Source organism: Streptomyces sp. NPDC039423 (genome assembly GCF_055598725.1).
Map to the genome: position 1 here is coordinate 712082 of NZ_JBVKAH010000002.1, position 16789 is coordinate 728870.

Consider the following 16789-nt stretch of genomic DNA (forward strand, 5'->3'; position numbering starts at 1 on the left):
TATAAGACTGCTTGTCAGCAAGGCCGTCAATCCCCTGTGCCCGACTTGTTGACCCGGCGTCTACCAACGTGTGAGCCTGCCAACCACCCGTCAGCGCACAGGCGAAGGAGCCGTCGTGTCGTCGCATGACCTCTACAGCAAGGCCCCGGGAGACCCGATCTGGCAGGTGCCGGCCACCGGCGCGGCCCGCTTCAGCTGGGAGTACGACGACGGCCGCGACCGGCTGCTCGCCCTCTACCAGAAGGGCAAGGACAAGCAGTGGGACGGCGCCCGGCGCATCGACTGGGATCTCGAGGTCGACCCGTACGACCCCCTGGGCACCCCCGACGAGGCCCTGACGCTGTACGGGACGCGCCACTGGGCCAAGATGACCGACAAGGACAAGGGCGAGCTGCGCAAGCACTACGCCTCCTGGCAGTTCAGCCAGTTCCTGCACGGTGAGCAGGGCGCCATGATCTGCGCCGCCCGGATCGTCGAGTCCGTGCCCGACATGGACGCCAAGTTCTACTCCGCCACCCAGACGATGGACGAGGCCCGGCACGCCGAGATCTACGGCCGCTTCCTGCACGAGAAGATCGGGATGCTGTACCCGATCAACGACAACCTCCAGGGCCTGCTGGGCGACACCCTCCGCGACTCCCGCTGGGACATGCCCTACCTCGGCATGCAGGTCCTCATCGAGGGCCTCGCGCTCGCCGCGTTCGGGATGATCCGGGACACCACGGACAAGCCGCTGCCCAAGCAGATACTCGCCTACGTCATGCAGGACGAGGCCCGGCACGTCGCCTTCGGCCGCATGGCCCTCCGCGACTACTACAAGCAGCTCACCGACGCCGAACTGCGCGAACGCGAGGAGTTCGTCATCGAGGGCTGCTACCTCATGCGCGACCGGCTGCGGGGCGTGGAGGTGCTGGAGAACTTCGGGGTGTCCCGGAAGGAGGCCGAGCAGTTCTCCGAGGAGTCCGAGTTCCTGCACCTGTTCCGCAAGCTCCTCTTCAGCCGCATCGTCCCCTGCGTCAAGGACATCGGCCTGTGGGGCGAGCGGCTCCAGAAGGCGTACGTGGACATGGGCGTCTTCGAACTCGGCGACTCCAACCTGGACCTGCTGATGACCCAGGACGAGGAGATCGCCGAGGCGCTCGACCGCGAGCGCTTCGCGGCGGAGGAGGCCGAGCGGGTCGCCGAGGTGACCGAGGCGATCGCGGAGGGCGGCGCGTGACCGGGGCCTTCGCGGAGGGCGGCGCGTGACCGGGGCCTTCGCGGAGGGCGGCGCGTGACCGGGGCCTTCGCGGAGGGCGGCGCGTGACCGGGGCCTTCGCGCCCGTGACGTAGCCTGACGGCATGACCATGCCGCCTCCGTCCCCGCAGCAGCCCGGCCCGTACGGCGCCCAGCCCGGCCCCTACCCGCAAGCACCCGGGCCGGCTCCGTACCCCGGTGCGCAGCCGCCCGGCCCGCAGCCCGGCTTCCCGCAGCAGTACCCCGGGCCGTACGGCGGCGTCCCCTACGGCGCCCCGCCGCCGCGCAAGAAGCGCACCGGACTGGTCGTCGGGATCGTCGCCGGGTCGCTGGTCCTGCTCGGCTGCCTCGGCTACGGCGTGAAGATGGTCGTCGACGGCTCCGGCGGCGGCACGCCCTTCCCGGCGGCCACCCACAAGCTCGTGGTCCCCAAGACCCTGGTGGGCGGCGAGTACACGCTCGCCCAGGACATGTCCGGCACCGAGGGCAAGAAGCTGCTGGAGGACACCTACAGCTCCACCGTCCGCACGGACGGCGCGGCCGTCGCCCAGTACACCGCCCAGAAGGACGGCGCGGTCAAGGCGCTGGTCGTCTCCGGCTACTACGGGCAGGTCAAGCGCCCCGATACCGAGCGCCGCAGCCTGCTGCGCGGGGCGGGCACCGCGCAGAACGCCAAAATCGAGCAGCCGGCCAAGGACGTCACCCCCGCCGGCTCGGACGTCAAGGTCGAGTGCGAGGTGCTCTCCAACACCGAGGCGGGCAACGAGGTGACCTTCCCGATGTGCGCCTGGGGCGACGACAACACCGTCGCCGGGGTCGGCGTGGTCGACGCCTCGCGGCTCGACCAGAAGCCCGGCGACATCGACCTCGCGGCGGCCGCCGAGCTGACCCTGAAGGTCCGCGAGGAGATGCGCAAGCCGATCGGCTGACCCGGCCGGGGCGGTGTCACGGCCCGAACGGCCCGCCCGCCCCGTCCCGTCCGCCGAGGCGCCCGGGGCCGCGCCGCTCCTCCTCGCGCAGCGCGGCCTCCATCACCGCCCGGGCGACGGGCGCCGCGCTGCCGCCGCCGCTGATGTCCTCCCGGTTGGCCGACGCGTCCTCCACGACCACCGCCACCGCGACCGCCGCCCGCCCCGACCCCCCGGCCTGCGCCCAGCCGATGAACCACGCGTACGGCGTGCCCGTGTTGCCCAGCCCGTGCTGCGCCGTGCCGGTCTTTCCGCCGACCGTCGCACCCGGGATCGCCGCGTTGCTGCCCGAGCCGCCCTCGACCACCTCCACCATCAACCGCTGGAGCCGCAGCGCGGTCGGCGGCAGCATCGCCTGCCGGTAGCCGCGCCGGACGTGCTGCGTCACCGTGTCGCCGTCCGAGGTCGTCGTCCGGTCCACCAGGTGCGGCTGGACGATCTCCCCGCCGTTGGCCACGGCGGCCGCCACCATCGCCATCTGGAGCGGGGTGGCCGTGGTGTCGTACTGGCCGATGGCCGAGAGCGCGAGCCGGTCGGCGGACATCCCGTCGTCGAAGTTCGACCTGGCCACCACCGACGGGACGCGCAGCGAGGCGTCGTTGAACCCGAACCGCCCCACCGCCTCGGACATCCCGGCGGTCCCCACCTTCACCCCCAGGTGGGCCATCACCGTGTTGCAGGACCAGCGGATCGCGTAGGCCAGCGAAGCCCCGCCGCACCCCTTCGCCTCGTTGGGCAGCACGGTCCGGGTGCCGGGCAGCAGGTACGGGTCGGGCGTGCCGGTCGGGGCGTCGACGTCCGTGACCACTCCCGCGTCCATCGCCGCCGCCGCCGTCACGATCTTGAACGCGGAGCCGGGCGGATAGGTCTGCCGCAGCGCCCGGTTCAGCATCGGCTGCTCCCGCGCCGCGTTCAGCCGCCGCCACGCCGCCGCCACGCCCCTGCCCGTCCCGGACAGCAGCCCCGGATCGTACGAGGGGCTGCTCACCAGCGCCAGGATGCGGCCGCTGGACGGCTCGATGGCGGCGACCGCCCCCCGCCTGCCGTCGAGCCCCTCGTACGCGACGCGTTGCAGCGGCTCGCGGATCGTGGTGACGACGTTCCCGCCCGGGGGGCGGGTGCGGCTGAGGTCGTACCAGAAGGGGAAGGGCGTCAGCATCGGGCTCGTCCCCGACAGGACGGGATCCTCGGCGTTCTCCAGCAGGGTGGTGCCGTACGTCTGCGAGGCGTACCCGGTCACCGGGGCGTACAGCGGCCCCTCGGTGTACGTGCGCTCGTGGCGAAGCTGCTCGCCGGTGTCCTTGGAGCCGGTGACGGGCCTGCCGTCGACCAGGATGTCGCCGCGCGGCTCGGCGTAACGGGCCATCACGGGCCGCCGGTTGCCCTGCTTCGCGTCCAGCTCCGGTGCCTCGACGATCTGCACACGGGCGGCGTTGACCAGCAGCGCGGCGAGCAGGAGCAGGCACAGGGCGGCGGCGTGCCGGATGCAGCGGATCACCGGACCTCCTCCACGGCGGGCAGCACCGCGCCCGGCTCGACGCCCGGCGGTTCGGGGGCGCGGGCGCAGTCGCTGACCCGGATCAGCAGGGCCACGATGATCCAGTTGGTGACGACCGACGAACCGCCCTGCGCCAGGAACGGCATGGCCATGCCGGTCAGCGGGATCAGCCCCATCACCCCGCCGGCGATGACGAACGCCTGGAGGGCCGGGATGGAGGAGAGCCCGGTGGCGAGCAGCCGGCCGAACGGGTCCCGCAGCGCGAGGCCGGTCCCGAACCCGCGCGCCACCAGCAGGGCGTACAGCAGGAAGACGGCCGTCAGCCCGACCAGCCCCAGCTCCTCGCCCGCCGTGGCCAGGATGAAGTCGGACTTCGCGGCGAACCCGATCAGCACCGAGTCGCCCAGCCCCAGCCCCGTGCCGAGCATCCCGCCGGCGGCGAACGCGAACAGCGACTGGGCGAGCTGACCGGGGCCCTGACCCGCCTCGATGGAGGCGAAGGGATGCAGCCAGTCCTCCACCCGGCCGTGGACGTGCGGTTCGAGACCCCCGACCACGAACGCCCCGGCCGCGGCGAGCAGCAGCCCGACGGCGACCCAGCCGGTGCGGCCGGTGGCCACGTACAGCAGGATCACGAACAGCCCGAAGAACAGCAGCGAGGTGCCGAGGTCCCGCTCCAGCACCAGTACGCCCACGCTCACCAGCCAGATCGCCACGACCGGCCCCAGTACCCGCCCGGCCGGCAGCCGCACCCCCCACACCCGGCGGCCGGTGTGGGCGAGGGCGTGGCGGTTGGCGGCGAGGTACGCGGCGAAGAAGACGGCCAGCAGGATCTTGGCGAACTCGCCCGGCTGGAAGGAGAGGCCGCCGATCCGGATCCAGATCTTGGCGCCGTTGACGGCGGGGAAGAAGATCGGCACGAGCAGCAGGAACAGGGCGGCCGCGACGGAGACGTACGCGTAGCCCTGCAACGTCCGGTGGTCGCGCAGCAGGACGACGACCGCGATGAACAGCCCGACGCCCAGGGTGGACCACACAAGCTGCGTGGGCGCGGCGTGGTCGGCGGGGGTCTCCAGGTCGAGGCGGTAGATCAGGACCAGGCCGAGGCCGTTGAGCAGCACCGCGATGGGCAGCAGCAGGGGGTCGGCGTACGGGGCGCGGAGGCGGACCGCGAGGTGCGCGAGCAGCGCGAGCAGACCGAGGCCGGCCCCGTAGGCGGCGGCGTCGGGGGGTACGGCGCCGTTGCGGGCGAGTCCGACACCGATGTAGCCGTGCACGGAGATGAGCACGGCGCCGACCAGGAGGGACAGCTCGACTCCCCGGCGCCCGGGCGCCCTCGTTGCGGTCATGCTCCGCAACGTAGCGCGGCGTATGTCCGTTATGTCGGACCTGGCGCCCCTCCCGGGCCCGGGTCGTGCCCCACCGCCCACCGGTGGTGACCGCCCCACCCGCCCCCAGCGAGGGGGTACGGCACCCGGCGGGGAGGGTCAGGGGTCCGGGCGGTATTCGGGGAGGGTCAGCCGGGCTTCGGCGCCGCCGTCCGGCGCGTTCGCGAACCGCAGCTCCGCGCCGATCACCGCCGCCTGCCCCGCCGCGATCGTCAGCCCCAGGCCGTGGCCCTTGCCGCCGCTCTCCGTGCGGAACCGCTGCGGCCCGTGCTCCAGGAGGTACTCCGGGTACCCCGCCCCGTGGTCGCGGACCGTCGCCACCGGGCCGTCCACCGTCAGGGTGACCGGCGGCCGGCCGTGCTTGTGGGCGTTGGCCACCAGGTTCCCGAGCACCCGCTCCAGGCGCCGTTTGTCCGTCTCCACGCGCGCGTCCCTGACGACCCGTACCTCCGTGCCGGTGCCCGACGCCCGCACCACCCGCCGCGCCAGCGGGCCCAGTTCGTGCACGTCGAGGTCGACCTCCGCGGTGCGCGCGTCCAGCCGGGAGATCTCCAGCAGGTCCTCCGTCAGCGCCCGCATCGCCTTCACGCGGTCCCGTACGAGCTCCGCGGGCCGGCCCGGCGGCAACAGTTCGGCCGCCGCGGAGAGTCCCGTGAGCGGGGTGCGCAGCTCATGCGCCACGTCCGCCGTGAACCGCTGTTCGCTCAGCAGTTTGCCCTGGAGGCTGGAGGCCATGGTGTCCAGCGCCCCCGACACCGTGGCCACCTCGTCCTCCGGGTGCGCGGGGTCCCGGGTGCGGGGGTCGTTGACGCGCGCGTCCAGGTCGCCGGCGCTGATCCGCCGCGCGACCTGCGCGGTCAGGTGCAGCCGCCGCGTCACCCGGGTCACCGCGAACGAACCGACCAGCAGGGTCGCCCCGATGGCCAGCACCGACGAGCCCACGATCGCCTGGTCCAGCCCGCTGATGGTGCTCGCGCTCAGCGAGTAGTCCACCCGTACCGCCAGTGCCCGGCCGTCGGCGGGGCCGGCCGCCCACATGGTGGGCCGGCCCGCCGGGTCGTCGGCGACCAGGGTGCCGCGGTCGCCCCGGAGGGCGAGGGCGCGCAGCGGTGACGGCAGGCCGTCCGGGTCGACGCCCGCGTACGGCGGGAGCGGCTCGCCCGCCTCGTACGCGTGCGTCACCTCCTCCAGCCGGTCCAGCGCCTTCTCCCGGGCCGTGTCCACCGTCTGCCGGGTCACCGAGACGTGCACGAGGGCGCCCAGCAGGGCGGCCAGCGCGCAGCACATCACCGTGATGAAGAGTCCGGCCTTCCAGGTGAGGGTCGCCATCCAGGCGGGCGGCCGCGGACGCCGCATCACGCACCGCCCGAGGGTGACGGGGAGGGCTCCTCCGTGGCCTGCTCCGGCGGCACCGGCTTGACCCGCACGATCTCGTCCCTGGTCGGCAGCATCGCCTGCTGCTGGGCGTCCCACGACCAGGCGGTGCGGTACTCGTAGCCGGGGATGCCGGCCGAGACCACCCGGACGACCAGGTCCTTGCCGGCGAGCTGCACGCCCACCACCTGGTCGATGGTGGACATGATCCGGGTCAGGTCGTCCTTCCCGGGCATGTACACGCGGAGGCCGGTCTGCTGGTCGGGCATGCGGATGCCGACGACCAGTTCGTCCTTGCCGTCCCCGGTCAGGTCCCGGTAGTACGGCGTCATCACCGGGCACTCCCTCGGCTTGCGCCCGCACTCGCGGATCCGGACGACCGTCTCCTTGTACATGCCGTCCGGCCCGCTGTACTCGTCGGGATGGGCCGCCACCTCGGCCTGGACGACCGCCACCGGATCGACGCGGTGGACGTCGCCGCCGGGGACGCGGACGCCGGGCACCTTCGCGGTGTCGCTCTCGCCGTAGTCGTACGGGGGCGCCGTGACGGGCGGCAGGTCGGGCCACAGCCGCACCGGGCCGACGGCCGTCGGGGTGGGGCCGGCGCTCCGGAGCTCGCCCGCGTCGCCGCAGCCGGTCAGCAGCAGCGCGGCCACCGCGGTGCCGGGCAGCAGCAGTGCCGCGTTCACGGCCGGGCGGTGCGGGCTCACGGTGCTCCTGACGATGCCGCGGCGCGCGCGGCGCGGCCGGTGGTCGGGTCGGTCTTCGCCCACCTTATTCGGACGGAAGTCCCTTTTGTCGACCCGGCCCCAGGCCGCGGGCCCCGCCCCAGGCCGCAGCGGCCCCCGGCTCCGGCGGCCCCGGCCCCAGCGGCCCCCGGCTATCCCCGCCCGCCCAGCGCCCGCCGGCACAGCGCCAGCAGCTTCTCGTCCTGGTGGACGTCATGGTCGCCCGCGGTGCCGTCCGACGCGTTGTGCCGACGGGAGCGGGCCAGCTCCGCCCGCAGCAGCGAGGCCGCCTCCGCCGGTACGGGTCCCGGCTCCCCGAGGCACCCGGCGATCTCCACCCGGGTGTGCTGGTTCTCCTTCCAGGCCCCCACCAGCACCGGCAGCGCCTCGCCCGCGGCCTCGCCGCTCACCCGGCACAGCGCCACGGCCGCGTCCACCCGCAGCCATACCCCGGGCGCCGCCAGGCACGCCCGCAGCTCCGGGACCGCCGCCGCGCCCGCCCGCCCCATCGCGCCGACCACCCTGGCCGCCTCCCGCCGGTGCGCCGCGTCCGGCGCCAGCAACAGCGCCCGCAGCCCGGGCAGGACCGCCCCGGCGTCACCCTCCACGGCCCACAGCGCCCGGGCGGCCGAGGCCGCCACCGCGACCGAGCGGTCCGCCAGCAGCGCCCGCAGATCCCCCAGCGCCTCGCCCGCCGCCGGGCCGAAGGCGGTCAGCGCCCGCAGCGAGGACTCCAGCACCCACTCGCGGCGGAACGCGGGCGCCCCGCGCAGGACCCGCAGCACCTCCGGCAGCGCCTCCACCGCCCCCAGGCGCGCCAGGGCCAGCAGCAGTGGGCCCGCACCCTCACTGAGCCCGTCGTCCAGCGGCAGCGCGCCGAGCCGGTGCCGCAGCGCGGGCACCAGCGGGGCGGCGTGCCCGCCCAACTGCGGGATGGCGTAACCGAGCCGGCTGTCCAGCCCCGGCCGCTCCAGGGCGCGCGCGAGCGCCGGTACCGCCCGCGGATCACCGGTACGGGTGAGGGCCAGCAGCGCGCTGCCCGTTCCGGACCGGCCGCCCGCCCGCGCGGGCGCCCAGGGCACCGGGTCGGCCGCCACCCGGGCGGCCAGCGCGTCCGCCGCCGGACGGGCCACCTCGAACAGCTCGCCCAGCCACGCCACGGCCGCCTCCCGCAGCCTCGGCTCGGGGTCGGCGAGCTGCGCCCCGACGAGCCGCACCACCTCGTCGTACGTCCCCCGCCAGGTGCGCACCAGGCCGCCGCACATCCACACCGCGTCCGCCCGCCGGTCCCGGCCCGGGCTGCGCAACTGGGCGGTGACCAGCGCGATCCGGTCCTCGACGCGGTCGTCCAGGGCGCTGTGCAAGGTCCGCAACAGGTCGTCCGCCCACGCCGAGCCGCGGCCCGCCCGCTGTTCCTCGCGCACCTCCCGCACCTGCCCCACCAGGGTGGGCGCCCCGGGCCGCGGGTCGGCCGGCTCCGGGAGACCGGCGGGGCCCGCGAGGTCGGCGAGCTCGCACAGCTCGGCCAGACCGGTCGCGTGGGCCAGGCCGGGTTCGCTCACCGGACCGGCCGGACCCATGCCGGTCTCGGGCGCCGGGCCGGGCGGCCCGCCCGAGGCCGGCTGCCGGGCGCCGTCCCGCCCGGGGGCCTCCCGCAGCCGGTCCAGCAAATCCGTCACGGTCACCACCACGTCGCCGGGGAGCCGCCCGGGGGCGCACCGGGCGAGCTGGGCGAGTGCGGCCAGGCGCAGCGCCGGGTCCTGGGCGGCGCCCATCAGCCAGCCCAGCCAGTCGACGATCTCGTCGCGCAGCGACTCGTACCGCAGGGCGATCCGGCCCACCGCCTCCACCAGCGCCAGCCGCACCTCGGGGTCGGTCTCGACGGTCAGCCGCTCCCGCAGCAGGGCCAGCACCCGTGCCGGGTCCCCGTGCAGCGAGGCGAGCGCGCCGGGTGCCGCGAGCCGTACCTCCCGGTCGTCGTCGGCGACCAGCGCCAGGAACACATCGGCACCGGCGGCGACGGCGGCGGCCGCCATCGCGTAGTTCGCCGCGTCCTCGAACTCCTCGTCGTCGGGGTCGAGTTCGTCCAGCCCCTCGTCGCCGCCGAGGTCGATGCCGCCGATGCTGGTGAGCAACTCCACGACACACCCCCGGTCCTGCACCTCGGGGTCCGCCACCAGCTCCAGCAGGAAGGGGATGCAGGCGAGCGTCGCGTCATAGACCTCGCCCTGGTGGTGCACCGCGCCGTACATCCCGTCCAGCGCGACCTCCCGCTCCACCGGGTCGGGAGAGGCGAGCCCCCGCAGCAGCCCGGGCACGTCGTCGGCCGGACCGTAGGCATGACCCAGCGAGGCCCAGTCGACCTCGTCGATCCCCGTGAACATGCCGTTCCTCCCCGCGAAACACTGCACTTGGGGGCAATAGTGCACCACACCGGCGAGCGCGGTGCCCCGGCAATCGGACACGCTCGGCACCCCGTTCCCGACCGCCTCCCGTCCTTCTCTTGCCCCCGGACGGGCGGCCTGTTCCCATGGGCGTGGGGGTGATGGGGCATGACGGCACCGCGGGTCACACCGGTCGGCGCGGGAGGCCGCGGCCGGCTCCGCGTCAGCCTGCCGGACGGCCGTGACATCGCGTGGTACGACCCGGAGCGCGGCCGGATCAGTCTGTTGTCCGACGCGTACGAGGACGAGGCGCTGGCCGCGCTCGCGCCGTACATCACCGGCGAGGTCACCGTCGGCCCGCCACCCGTCCCCACCGCCTCCGACCTGGCCCGTCTCACCCTCCACCCCGACGACGACCTCGCCCCCAACCGCCCCGGCGAAGTGCTGCGCGGCGCGCTCGACGCGGTCGCCGGGCGGCGTTTCGCCGGGCTGGGGCGGCCGGATCCGCGCCTGGCCGAGCTGGCCGCGCAGCAGCACGTCGGCGACGCCCTCGACGCGCTGGACGGGGCGGGATGGCGGGTGCTGCACTGCGTGCCCCTGCCGGGCGCCGCCCTGATCGACCACCTGGCGATCGGCCCCGCCGGTGTGTTCGCGGTGCGTACGCTCGCCGGGCGGGGCCGCCGGGTCCGGGTCGCCGGGCAGGCGGTCGCCGTCGGCCGCGCCGAGCCCCGGCCGCACCTGCGCGGGCTGCGCCGGGACGCCGACCGGGCCGCGCACGCCCTGGCCACGGCGGTGCGCCCGGTCCTGGCGGTCGCAGGCCCGGCCCGCCTGGACGTGCCGCCCCGCCCCGACGGGGTGCGGGTGCTGCGGGACGGCGAGATCCCGTCCCTGGCGCGGCTCGGCGCGCTACTGAAACCGGCGGACGTGGACGCCCTGTACACGAGGGCCCGCAACCGCCGCACCTGGCTCGGGTGACTGTCGGGGGCCTCGCTCCGTTCGTCGGGGCGGTCGTGGCGTGCGGGCCGGTCACGCCGGCTCCTTCAGCCGGAGGACGGTGGTGACGGTGTGCCGGGTGGTGCCGGTGGCGACCTCGGCGGTCAGCTCCGGCGGTACGGACCGGTAGGGCACCTCGCCCAGGCCGGCCGCCATGGCGACGTCCTGGCCGCCGGGGGTCAGCGTGGCGAGGGCGGCGCCCGCGCGGGCGCGGAGGCGGGGCGGCAGGGGGCTGGAGACCACCGGGGTGTCGTCGTCGGGGAGGACCAGGACCAGCGAGGCGGGCCGCTGAAGGCTTCCGGTGAACCCGACCACCACCGCGTCCCGGGTGTCGGTGTGCCGCAGCTTGCGCCACGCGCGCGTGCCCGCCTTGTAGGGCTGGTCCAGGCGTTTGACGACCAGGCCCTCCACGCCGATGCCGGGCAGTGTCTCGTACCAGGTCGCCGCCAGGTCCGGGTCGGTGGTCATGGGGACGGGCTGGATCGGCGGGCCCAGGTCCGCGAGCAGGTCCACCAGCCGCTCGCGCCGCACCGCGTAGCGCCGGGGCCGCAGGTCGGTGCCGTCCGCCGCGAGGACGTCGAAGGCGGCGTACGAGGCGGGCAGCCGCCGCGCGAGCCCGGGAGCCCGGCCGGGGGTGGCGGCGGCCCGGCCCTGGACGGCGGCGAAGTCGATCCGGCCCTCCCGCCAGACCACCACCTCCCCGTCCAGCACCGTGCCGGCGGGCAACCGGCGGGCGGCCGCCTCCAGGTCGGGGAACGCGGCGGTGACGATCCGGCCCGAGCGGGCCTGGAGGACCACCCCGTCCTCCTCCCGGAACATCACCATCCGATGACCGTCGAACTTGGGTTCGTACGCCAGTCCCGCCTCGCGCGGCAGGCTGCCCACCGTCTGCGCGAGCGCCACCTTCAGGGGCGGCCGGAGCGTCACGGCAGCGCCCCCGCCCGGCCGGGGTCCAGCAGCGGGGCCAGCAGGTCCCCGTAGTCCTGGAGGCGCGGGGCCATGTCGGCCATGAGGAAGACCAGCCGCGCGGGGTTGCCGCAGGACTCCACCTCCTCCCAGGTCACGGGCGCCGAGACGGCGGGCTCGCGGCGGGCGCGCAGGGTGTAGGGGGCTGCGGTGGTCTTGGCGGCGTTGTTCTGGCTGTGGTCGACGAAGACCTTGCCGGGGCGCAGCGCCTTGGTCATCCGGTGCACGACCAGCGACGGGAGCTCCGCCTCGGCCTCCACGGCGAGCTGCTTGGCGTACGCCTGGACCCGTTCCGAGGGGGCCGGTTCGAGCGGGACGTACAGGTGGAGGCCCTTGGCGCCGGAGGTCTTGGCGTACGCCTCCAGGCCGTCGGCGGCGAGGCGCTCCCGCAGCCAGAGGGCGACCCGGCAGCACTCGACGACGGTGGCGGGGGTGCCGGGGTCGAGGTCGAGGACGAGGCGGTCGGCGAGGGCGGGGGCATCGGCCAGCCACTGGGGGGTGTGGAACTCCACCACCAGGTTCGCCGCCCACATCAGGGACGCGAGGTCCTCGACGATCACCTGGTGGGCGTTCTTGTCCTCCGATCGGGGCACGGAGACGGTTTTCACCCAGGAGGGTGTGCCGGGCGGCGGGTTCTTGGTGAAGAAAAGCTGGCCGTCGGGGCCGTCGGGGTAGCGGAGGAAGGACAGCGGGCGGCCCCGGAGGTGGGGCAGGAAGCAGGGGGCGGCGGTCGCGTAGTAGTGCAGGAGCTCGCCCTTGGTCGTCCCGGTGGCGGGATGGATGACCTTCTCCAGGTTGCTGAGCGCCAGGCGCCGCCCCTCCACCTCCGTGATCGGCGTCATACGATGAGAATCCCACGAATCCGGACGAAAGGGATGAACCGTGCGATCCATCTGGAATGGCGCCATCTCCTTCGGTCTGGTCAGCATCCCGATCAAGCTGGTGAACGCGACCGAGAACCGCTCCATCTCCTTCCGGCAGATCCACACCGAGGACGGCGGCCGCATCCGCTACCGCAAGGTGTGCGAGCTGGACGGCGAGGAGGTGGCGACGGACGAGATCGGCAAGGCGTACGAAGAGGCCGACGGGACCATGATCCCGATCACCGACGAGGACCTGGCCTCGCTGCCGCTGCCGACCGCCAAGACGATCGAGATCGTCGCCTTCGTGCCGGCGTCGCAGATCGACCCGCTCCAGATCGACACGGCGTACTACCTGTCGGCCAACGGGGTCCCGGCCGCCAAGCCCTACACGCTGCTGCGCGAGGCGCTCAAGCGCAGCGAGCGGGTGGCGATCGCCAAGTTCGCCCTGCGGGGACGGGAGCGGCTGGGGATGCTGCGGGTCGTCGAGGACGTCATCGCCATGCACGGGCTGCTGTGGCCGGACGAGATCCGGCGGCCCGAGGGCGTGGCCCCGGACACCTCGGTGACCGTCCGGGACGCCGAGCTGGACCTCGCGGACGCCCTGATGGACACGCTCGGGGAGGTCGACATCGAGACGCTGCACGACGACTACCGGACGGCGGTGGAGGAGATGATCGCCGCCAAGGCGGAGGGCACCGAGGTCGCCGCGCCGCAGGAGGAGAAGCCCGGCGGCCAGGTCATCGACCTGATGGCCGCGCTGGAGAACAGCGTCCGCGCGGCCCGTGAGGCGCGCGGCGAGGACGAGGCGGAGGCGTCGGTCCACGAGCTGCCCGGCCGGAAGAAGACATCCGCCCGCGCGGCGCCCAAGGAGAGCGGCGCCAAGAAGTCCACGGCCGCCAGGAGCCCGGCCAAGAAGGCCGCCCCCGCCCGCAAGTCCACCTCGAAGAGCGCGGCGAGCGGCAAGGAGGCCGAGAAGAGGACCACGGCCAAGTCGACGGCCAAGTCCACGGCCAAGTCCACCGCCAAGAAGACCCCCGCGAAGAAGGCACAGCCCCGCAAGCGGGCCTCCTGACCGATGAGCCACCCGCGCCGGGCGGAGGCGGCCGCTCCGCCCGGCGGGGGGACGCGCGGGGGCGGAGCGATTGGCTAGCGTCCGCGACAGGGGGGACCGCGGCGGGGGGAACGACCGCCCCGCCGTACCGCCGCCGTGGGCCTTCCACCGGGGCCGCGCTCCGCACCGGGGCGCGGCCGCACCGTCTTTCAGGCCCTCGACGTCAGGAAGTACGCATGAATACGCCATCTCCCCGCACCCGGCCCTCGATACGCGTCGACCTGCTCACCAAGGAGTACCCGCCCGAGATCTACGGCGGCGCCGGCGTCCACGTCGGCGAACTGGCCGGGGAGCTGGCCGCGCTGGTCGACCTGCGGGTGCACTGCTTCGGCGAGCCGCGCACCGCCCCCGGGGTCACGGCCTACCGCGAACCCGCCCTGGCGGAGGGCGCCAACCCGGCGCTGCGCACCCTGGGGGTCAACGTGGAGATGGCGGCCCGCTGCGAGGGCACGGACGTGGTGCACAGCCACACCTGGTACGCCAACGCCGCCGGGCACCTGGCCAAGCTCCTGTACGGCGTCCCGCACGTGGTGACCATGCACAGCCTGGAGCCGCTGCGGCCCTGGAAGGCCGAGCAACTGGGTGGCGGGTACGCGCTGTCCTCCTGGGTGGAGCGCACCGCGGTCGAGGCCGCCGACGCGGTGATCGCCGTCTCGCGGGGGATGCGCGACGACATCCTCCGCGTCTACCCGGACGTCGACCCCGACCGGGTCCACGTGGTGCACAACGGCATCGACACCACCGTCCAGCGCCCCGACCACCGGGTGGCGGCCCTGGAGCGGTACGGCGTCGACCCCACCCGGCCCATCGTGCTGTTCGTCGGCCGGGTGACCCGCCAGAAGGGGCTGCCGCAACTGCTGCGCGCCGCCTTCGAGCTCGACCCGGCCGCCCAGCTCGTGCTGTGCTGCGGCCAGCCGGACACCCCCGAGATCGCGGCGGAGACCGCCGCCCTGGTCGACGAGCTGGGCCGGGTGCGCGGCGGGGTCGTCCGGGTGGACGGCATGCTCGACCCGGAGTCGCTGCGCCAGTTCCTCACCCACGCCTCGGTGTTCGTCTGCCCCTCGCTGTACGAGCCGATGGGCATCGTCAACCTGGAGGCCATGGCGTGCGGCACGGCCGTCGTCGCCACCGCCACCGGCGGCATCCCCGAGGTCGTCGCCGACGGGGAGACCGGGCTGCTGGTCCCGATCGAGCAGGAGCGGGACGGGACCGGTACCCCGCTCGACGAGAAACGGTTCGCCTCCGACCTGGCGGCCGCCGTCAACCAGCTCCTGGCCGATCCGGCACGCGCGGCCGCCATGGGCGCGGCGGGGCGCGCCCGGGCGGAGGAACGGTTCGGCTGGGAACGGGCGGCGCACCGGGTGCACGCCGTCTACCAGGGGCTGACCGGGGCGTGAACCCCCGCGCGTGAACCCCCGCGCGTGAACCTCATGTTGTCGAGCCGGAACCTTTGACCCCGCCGTACCGGACGCCGTTAGCGTCGTCATCATGTCCCACGCGCCGCACACAATCCGCACCGCGCTGGTCACCGGCGGCAACCGGGGTATCGGCCTGGAAGCCTGCCGCCAGCTCGGCAGCGCGGGGCTCGACGTCGTCCTGGCCGCGCGCGACCCCGCGCGCGGCCGCGCGGCGGCGGAGAAGCTCACCCGCCAGGGCCTCTCCGTCCGGTTCGAGCAGCTCGACATCACCGACGGCGACAGCGTCACGGCGTGCGCCGCCCGGCTGGCGGACGACGGCGTCGAGGTCGACGCGCTCGTCAACAACGCGGGCGTCTACCCCACCGAGCCGTTCTTCTCCCTCAGCGAGGAGACGATGCGCCGGACGGTCGACATCAACCTGATGGGCGCCTTCCGTACCTGCCGGGCCTTCGTCCCCGACATGGTCCGGCGCGGCCACGGCCGGGTCGTCAACGTCTCCTCCGGCCTCGGCGCGATGACCGACAACGTCCCTTCCCCGGCGGCGTACGGCATCACCAAGGCCGCGCTCAACGCGCTCACCCTCGTCGTGTCCGCCGCCGTCCCGCCCTCGGTCAAGGTCAACGCGGTCTGCCCCGGCTGGGTCCGCACCGACATGGGCGGCTCGTGGGCGCCGACGGGTGTGGAGAAGGGGGCGGACACCGTCACCTGGCTGGCGCTGCTCCCGGACGACGGGCCCAGCGGCGGGTTCTTCCGCGAGCGGCGGCGGATCCCGTGGTGACCCGCCGCCCGCACCCCGACCCGTACACGAAGGGAAGAACGATGAAGCTCTCCTCCGGCCGCGGGCGCCGCACGGCGGGGATCGTGATCGCCGCCGTCGTGCTGTTCGGTGCCACGGCGGCGTTCAGCAGCGACTACGTGCAGGCGGCGGCGAGCGAGGCACTGCGCTCCACTCCCGAGGCGCACGAGCCGAAGGCCCTGTCCTCCCTCGACCCGGCCGTCCGCGCCTACGTGGACGCGGTGGACGACGGGGACGCGGACGCCCTGGCCGCCGCCTTCCACGAGGACGGCACGGTGACGGACACCGGGCGCCGGTTCCAGGGGCGGGAGGCCATCCGCGCGTGGGCGGCGGACGAGGTGATCGGCGGCAAGGTCACGGTGCTCGGCAACACCCCGGGCGCCAACGGCTCGACCGTGCTGCTGCGGTTCGACCCCGAGGGCCTGCTCGCCGGGTTCCGGGCCCGCTACGAGTTCACGCTCAGGGACGGGCTCATCCACGGCGTGTCCATGAGCTACGCCTGACCCCCGACCCTCCCAGGGAGGAACCCCATGAGAAAGCGCCTGACACCCCCGGCCGTCCTCACCGCCGCCCTGCTGCTGGGCGCCACCGCCACCGCCTGCTCCGACGACGGTGGCGGCGGCGACGCGACCGCGGACCGGCCCGCGGCGGCCGCCGCACCGTCCACCCCCGGCGGGACCGCGCCCGGGGCGGCGACGTCCGCCTCTCCCGCGGCCTCCAAGCAGGCGGCGCCCGACAACGATGCCGTCGACCCCGCCGCCCAGGCCTACGTCGACGCCGTGGCCGCCGAGGACCTCGACGCACTGGTCGACGCCTTCCACCCGGACGCCGAACTGACCGACGTGGGGCGGGAGTTCACCGGGCACGACGAGATCCGCGACTGGGCCCGCAACGAGGTCATCGGCGGCAGGCTCACCGTCCTGAAGAACACCCCCAAGAGCAACGGCACCACGCTCCTCGTCCGCTTCGCCCCCGGCGGCGACGGCGGCTTCGAGGCCACCTACGAGTTCGACGTCCGCGACGGGCGCATCGAGAAGCTGAACCTCCAGTACGCGTGAGCACACG

General features: G+C 74.5%; 15 protein-coding genes. 8 read left to right on the forward strand and 7 right to left on the reverse strand.

From position 1 onward, the window contains the following. The first annotated feature begins 115 nt into the window (after positions 1 to 115). Both ACZ7LK_RS09280 and ACZ7LK_RS09285 read left to right on the forward strand, forming a co-directional pair. Positions 116 to 1219 carry a ferritin-like domain-containing protein gene (locus ACZ7LK_RS09280; RefSeq protein WP_392272078.1) on the forward strand — a complete coding sequence of 368 codons (1104 nt, stop codon included), beginning with the start codon at positions 116 to 118 and terminating at the stop codon, positions 1217 to 1219. Between the two features lie 122 nt (positions 1220 to 1341). Further along, complete coding sequence (locus ACZ7LK_RS09285) at positions 1342 to 2166, forward strand: hypothetical protein (protein WP_392272077.1); 825 nt, start codon at positions 1342 to 1344, stop codon at positions 2164 to 2166. Between the two features lie 16 nt (positions 2167 to 2182). Here the strand turns inward: ACZ7LK_RS09285 and ACZ7LK_RS09290 are convergent, their stop codons facing one another. The 5 genes from ACZ7LK_RS09290 to ACZ7LK_RS09310 form a co-directional block, all read right to left on the reverse strand. Beyond that, positions 2183 to 3703 carry a penicillin-binding transpeptidase domain-containing protein gene (locus ACZ7LK_RS09290; RefSeq protein ID WP_392272076.1) on the reverse strand — a complete coding sequence of 507 codons (1521 nt, stop codon included), beginning with the start codon at positions 3701 to 3703 and terminating at the stop codon, positions 2183 to 2185. After that, positions 3700 to 5052, reverse strand: coding sequence for an FtsW/RodA/SpoVE family cell cycle protein (locus ACZ7LK_RS09295; protein WP_392272075.1), 1353 nt, complete (start codon positions 5050 to 5052; stop codon positions 3700 to 3702). Before ACZ7LK_RS09295 ends, ACZ7LK_RS09290 begins: the two co-directional genes overlap by 4 nt. A gap of 138 nt (positions 5053 to 5190) precedes the next feature. After that, the gene (locus tag ACZ7LK_RS09300; RefSeq protein ID WP_392272074.1) at positions 5191 to 6447 is read right to left on the reverse strand and encodes an ATP-binding protein; all 1257 of its coding nucleotides are present in this window, start codon (positions 6445 to 6447) and stop codon (positions 5191 to 5193) included. Continuing rightward, the gene (locus tag ACZ7LK_RS09305) at positions 6447 to 7175 is read right to left on the reverse strand and encodes a hypothetical protein (RefSeq protein ID WP_392272073.1); all 729 of its coding nucleotides are present in this window, start codon (positions 7173 to 7175) and stop codon (positions 6447 to 6449) included. Before ACZ7LK_RS09305 ends, ACZ7LK_RS09300 begins: the two co-directional genes overlap by 1 nt. A 170-nt stretch (positions 7176 to 7345) precedes the next feature. Further along, positions 7346 to 9577 carry a HEAT repeat domain-containing protein gene (locus ACZ7LK_RS09310; RefSeq protein WP_471139278.1) on the reverse strand — a complete coding sequence of 744 codons (2232 nt, stop codon included), beginning with the start codon at positions 9575 to 9577 and terminating at the stop codon, positions 7346 to 7348. Between the two features lie 168 nt (positions 9578 to 9745). On the opposite strand from ACZ7LK_RS09310, the gene ACZ7LK_RS09315 reads away from it, so the two are divergent. Continuing rightward, complete coding sequence (locus ACZ7LK_RS09315; RefSeq protein WP_469463075.1) at positions 9746 to 10552, forward strand: nuclease-related domain-containing protein; 807 nt, start codon at positions 9746 to 9748, stop codon at positions 10550 to 10552. Positions 10553 to 10603: 51 nt separating this feature from the next. On the opposite strand, the gene ACZ7LK_RS09320 is transcribed toward ACZ7LK_RS09315, so the two are convergent. Both ACZ7LK_RS09320 and ligD read right to left on the reverse strand, forming a co-directional pair. Then, positions 10604 to 11497, reverse strand: coding sequence for an ATP-dependent DNA ligase (locus tag ACZ7LK_RS09320; RefSeq protein WP_392272070.1), 894 nt, complete (start codon positions 11495 to 11497; stop codon positions 10604 to 10606). Then, positions 11494 to 12378, reverse strand: coding sequence for a non-homologous end-joining DNA ligase (ligD, locus tag ACZ7LK_RS09325; protein WP_392272069.1), 885 nt, complete (start codon positions 12376 to 12378; stop codon positions 11494 to 11496). The genes ACZ7LK_RS09320 and ligD overlap by 4 nt, the downstream gene beginning before the upstream one ends. 40 nt (positions 12379 to 12418) lie before the next feature. On the opposite strand from ligD, the gene ku reads away from it, so the two are divergent. The 5 genes from ku to ACZ7LK_RS09350 all read left to right on the forward strand — a co-directional run bounded on the left by ku (position 12419) and on the right by ACZ7LK_RS09350 (position 16782). Then, positions 12419 to 13471: a non-homologous end joining protein Ku gene (ku, locus tag ACZ7LK_RS09330; protein WP_469463072.1), complete on the forward strand. Its 1053-nt coding sequence runs from the start codon at positions 12419 to 12421 to the stop codon at positions 13469 to 13471. 215 nt (positions 13472 to 13686) lie between these two features. Further along, a complete protein-coding gene (glgA, locus tag ACZ7LK_RS09335) occupies positions 13687 to 14907 on the forward strand; it encodes a glycogen synthase (protein WP_392272067.1) in 1221 nt (406 codons plus the stop codon). Positions 14908 to 14998: 91 nt separating this feature from the next. Beyond that, positions 14999 to 15706 (forward strand): SDR family oxidoreductase, encoded by a 708-nt coding sequence (locus ACZ7LK_RS09340; protein WP_392272066.1) that lies wholly within the window; start codon positions 14999 to 15001, stop codon positions 15704 to 15706. Between the two features lie 41 nt (positions 15707 to 15747). Further along, positions 15748 to 16227 (forward strand): nuclear transport factor 2 family protein, encoded by a 480-nt coding sequence (locus ACZ7LK_RS09345; RefSeq protein WP_392272065.1) that lies wholly within the window; start codon positions 15748 to 15750, stop codon positions 16225 to 16227. A 27-nt stretch (positions 16228 to 16254) separates the two neighbouring features. Next, entirely contained in the window at positions 16255 to 16782 is a 528-nt protein-coding gene (locus ACZ7LK_RS09350; protein WP_392272064.1) for a nuclear transport factor 2 family protein, read from the forward strand. The last annotated feature ends 7 nt before the right edge of the window (positions 16783 to 16789 follow it).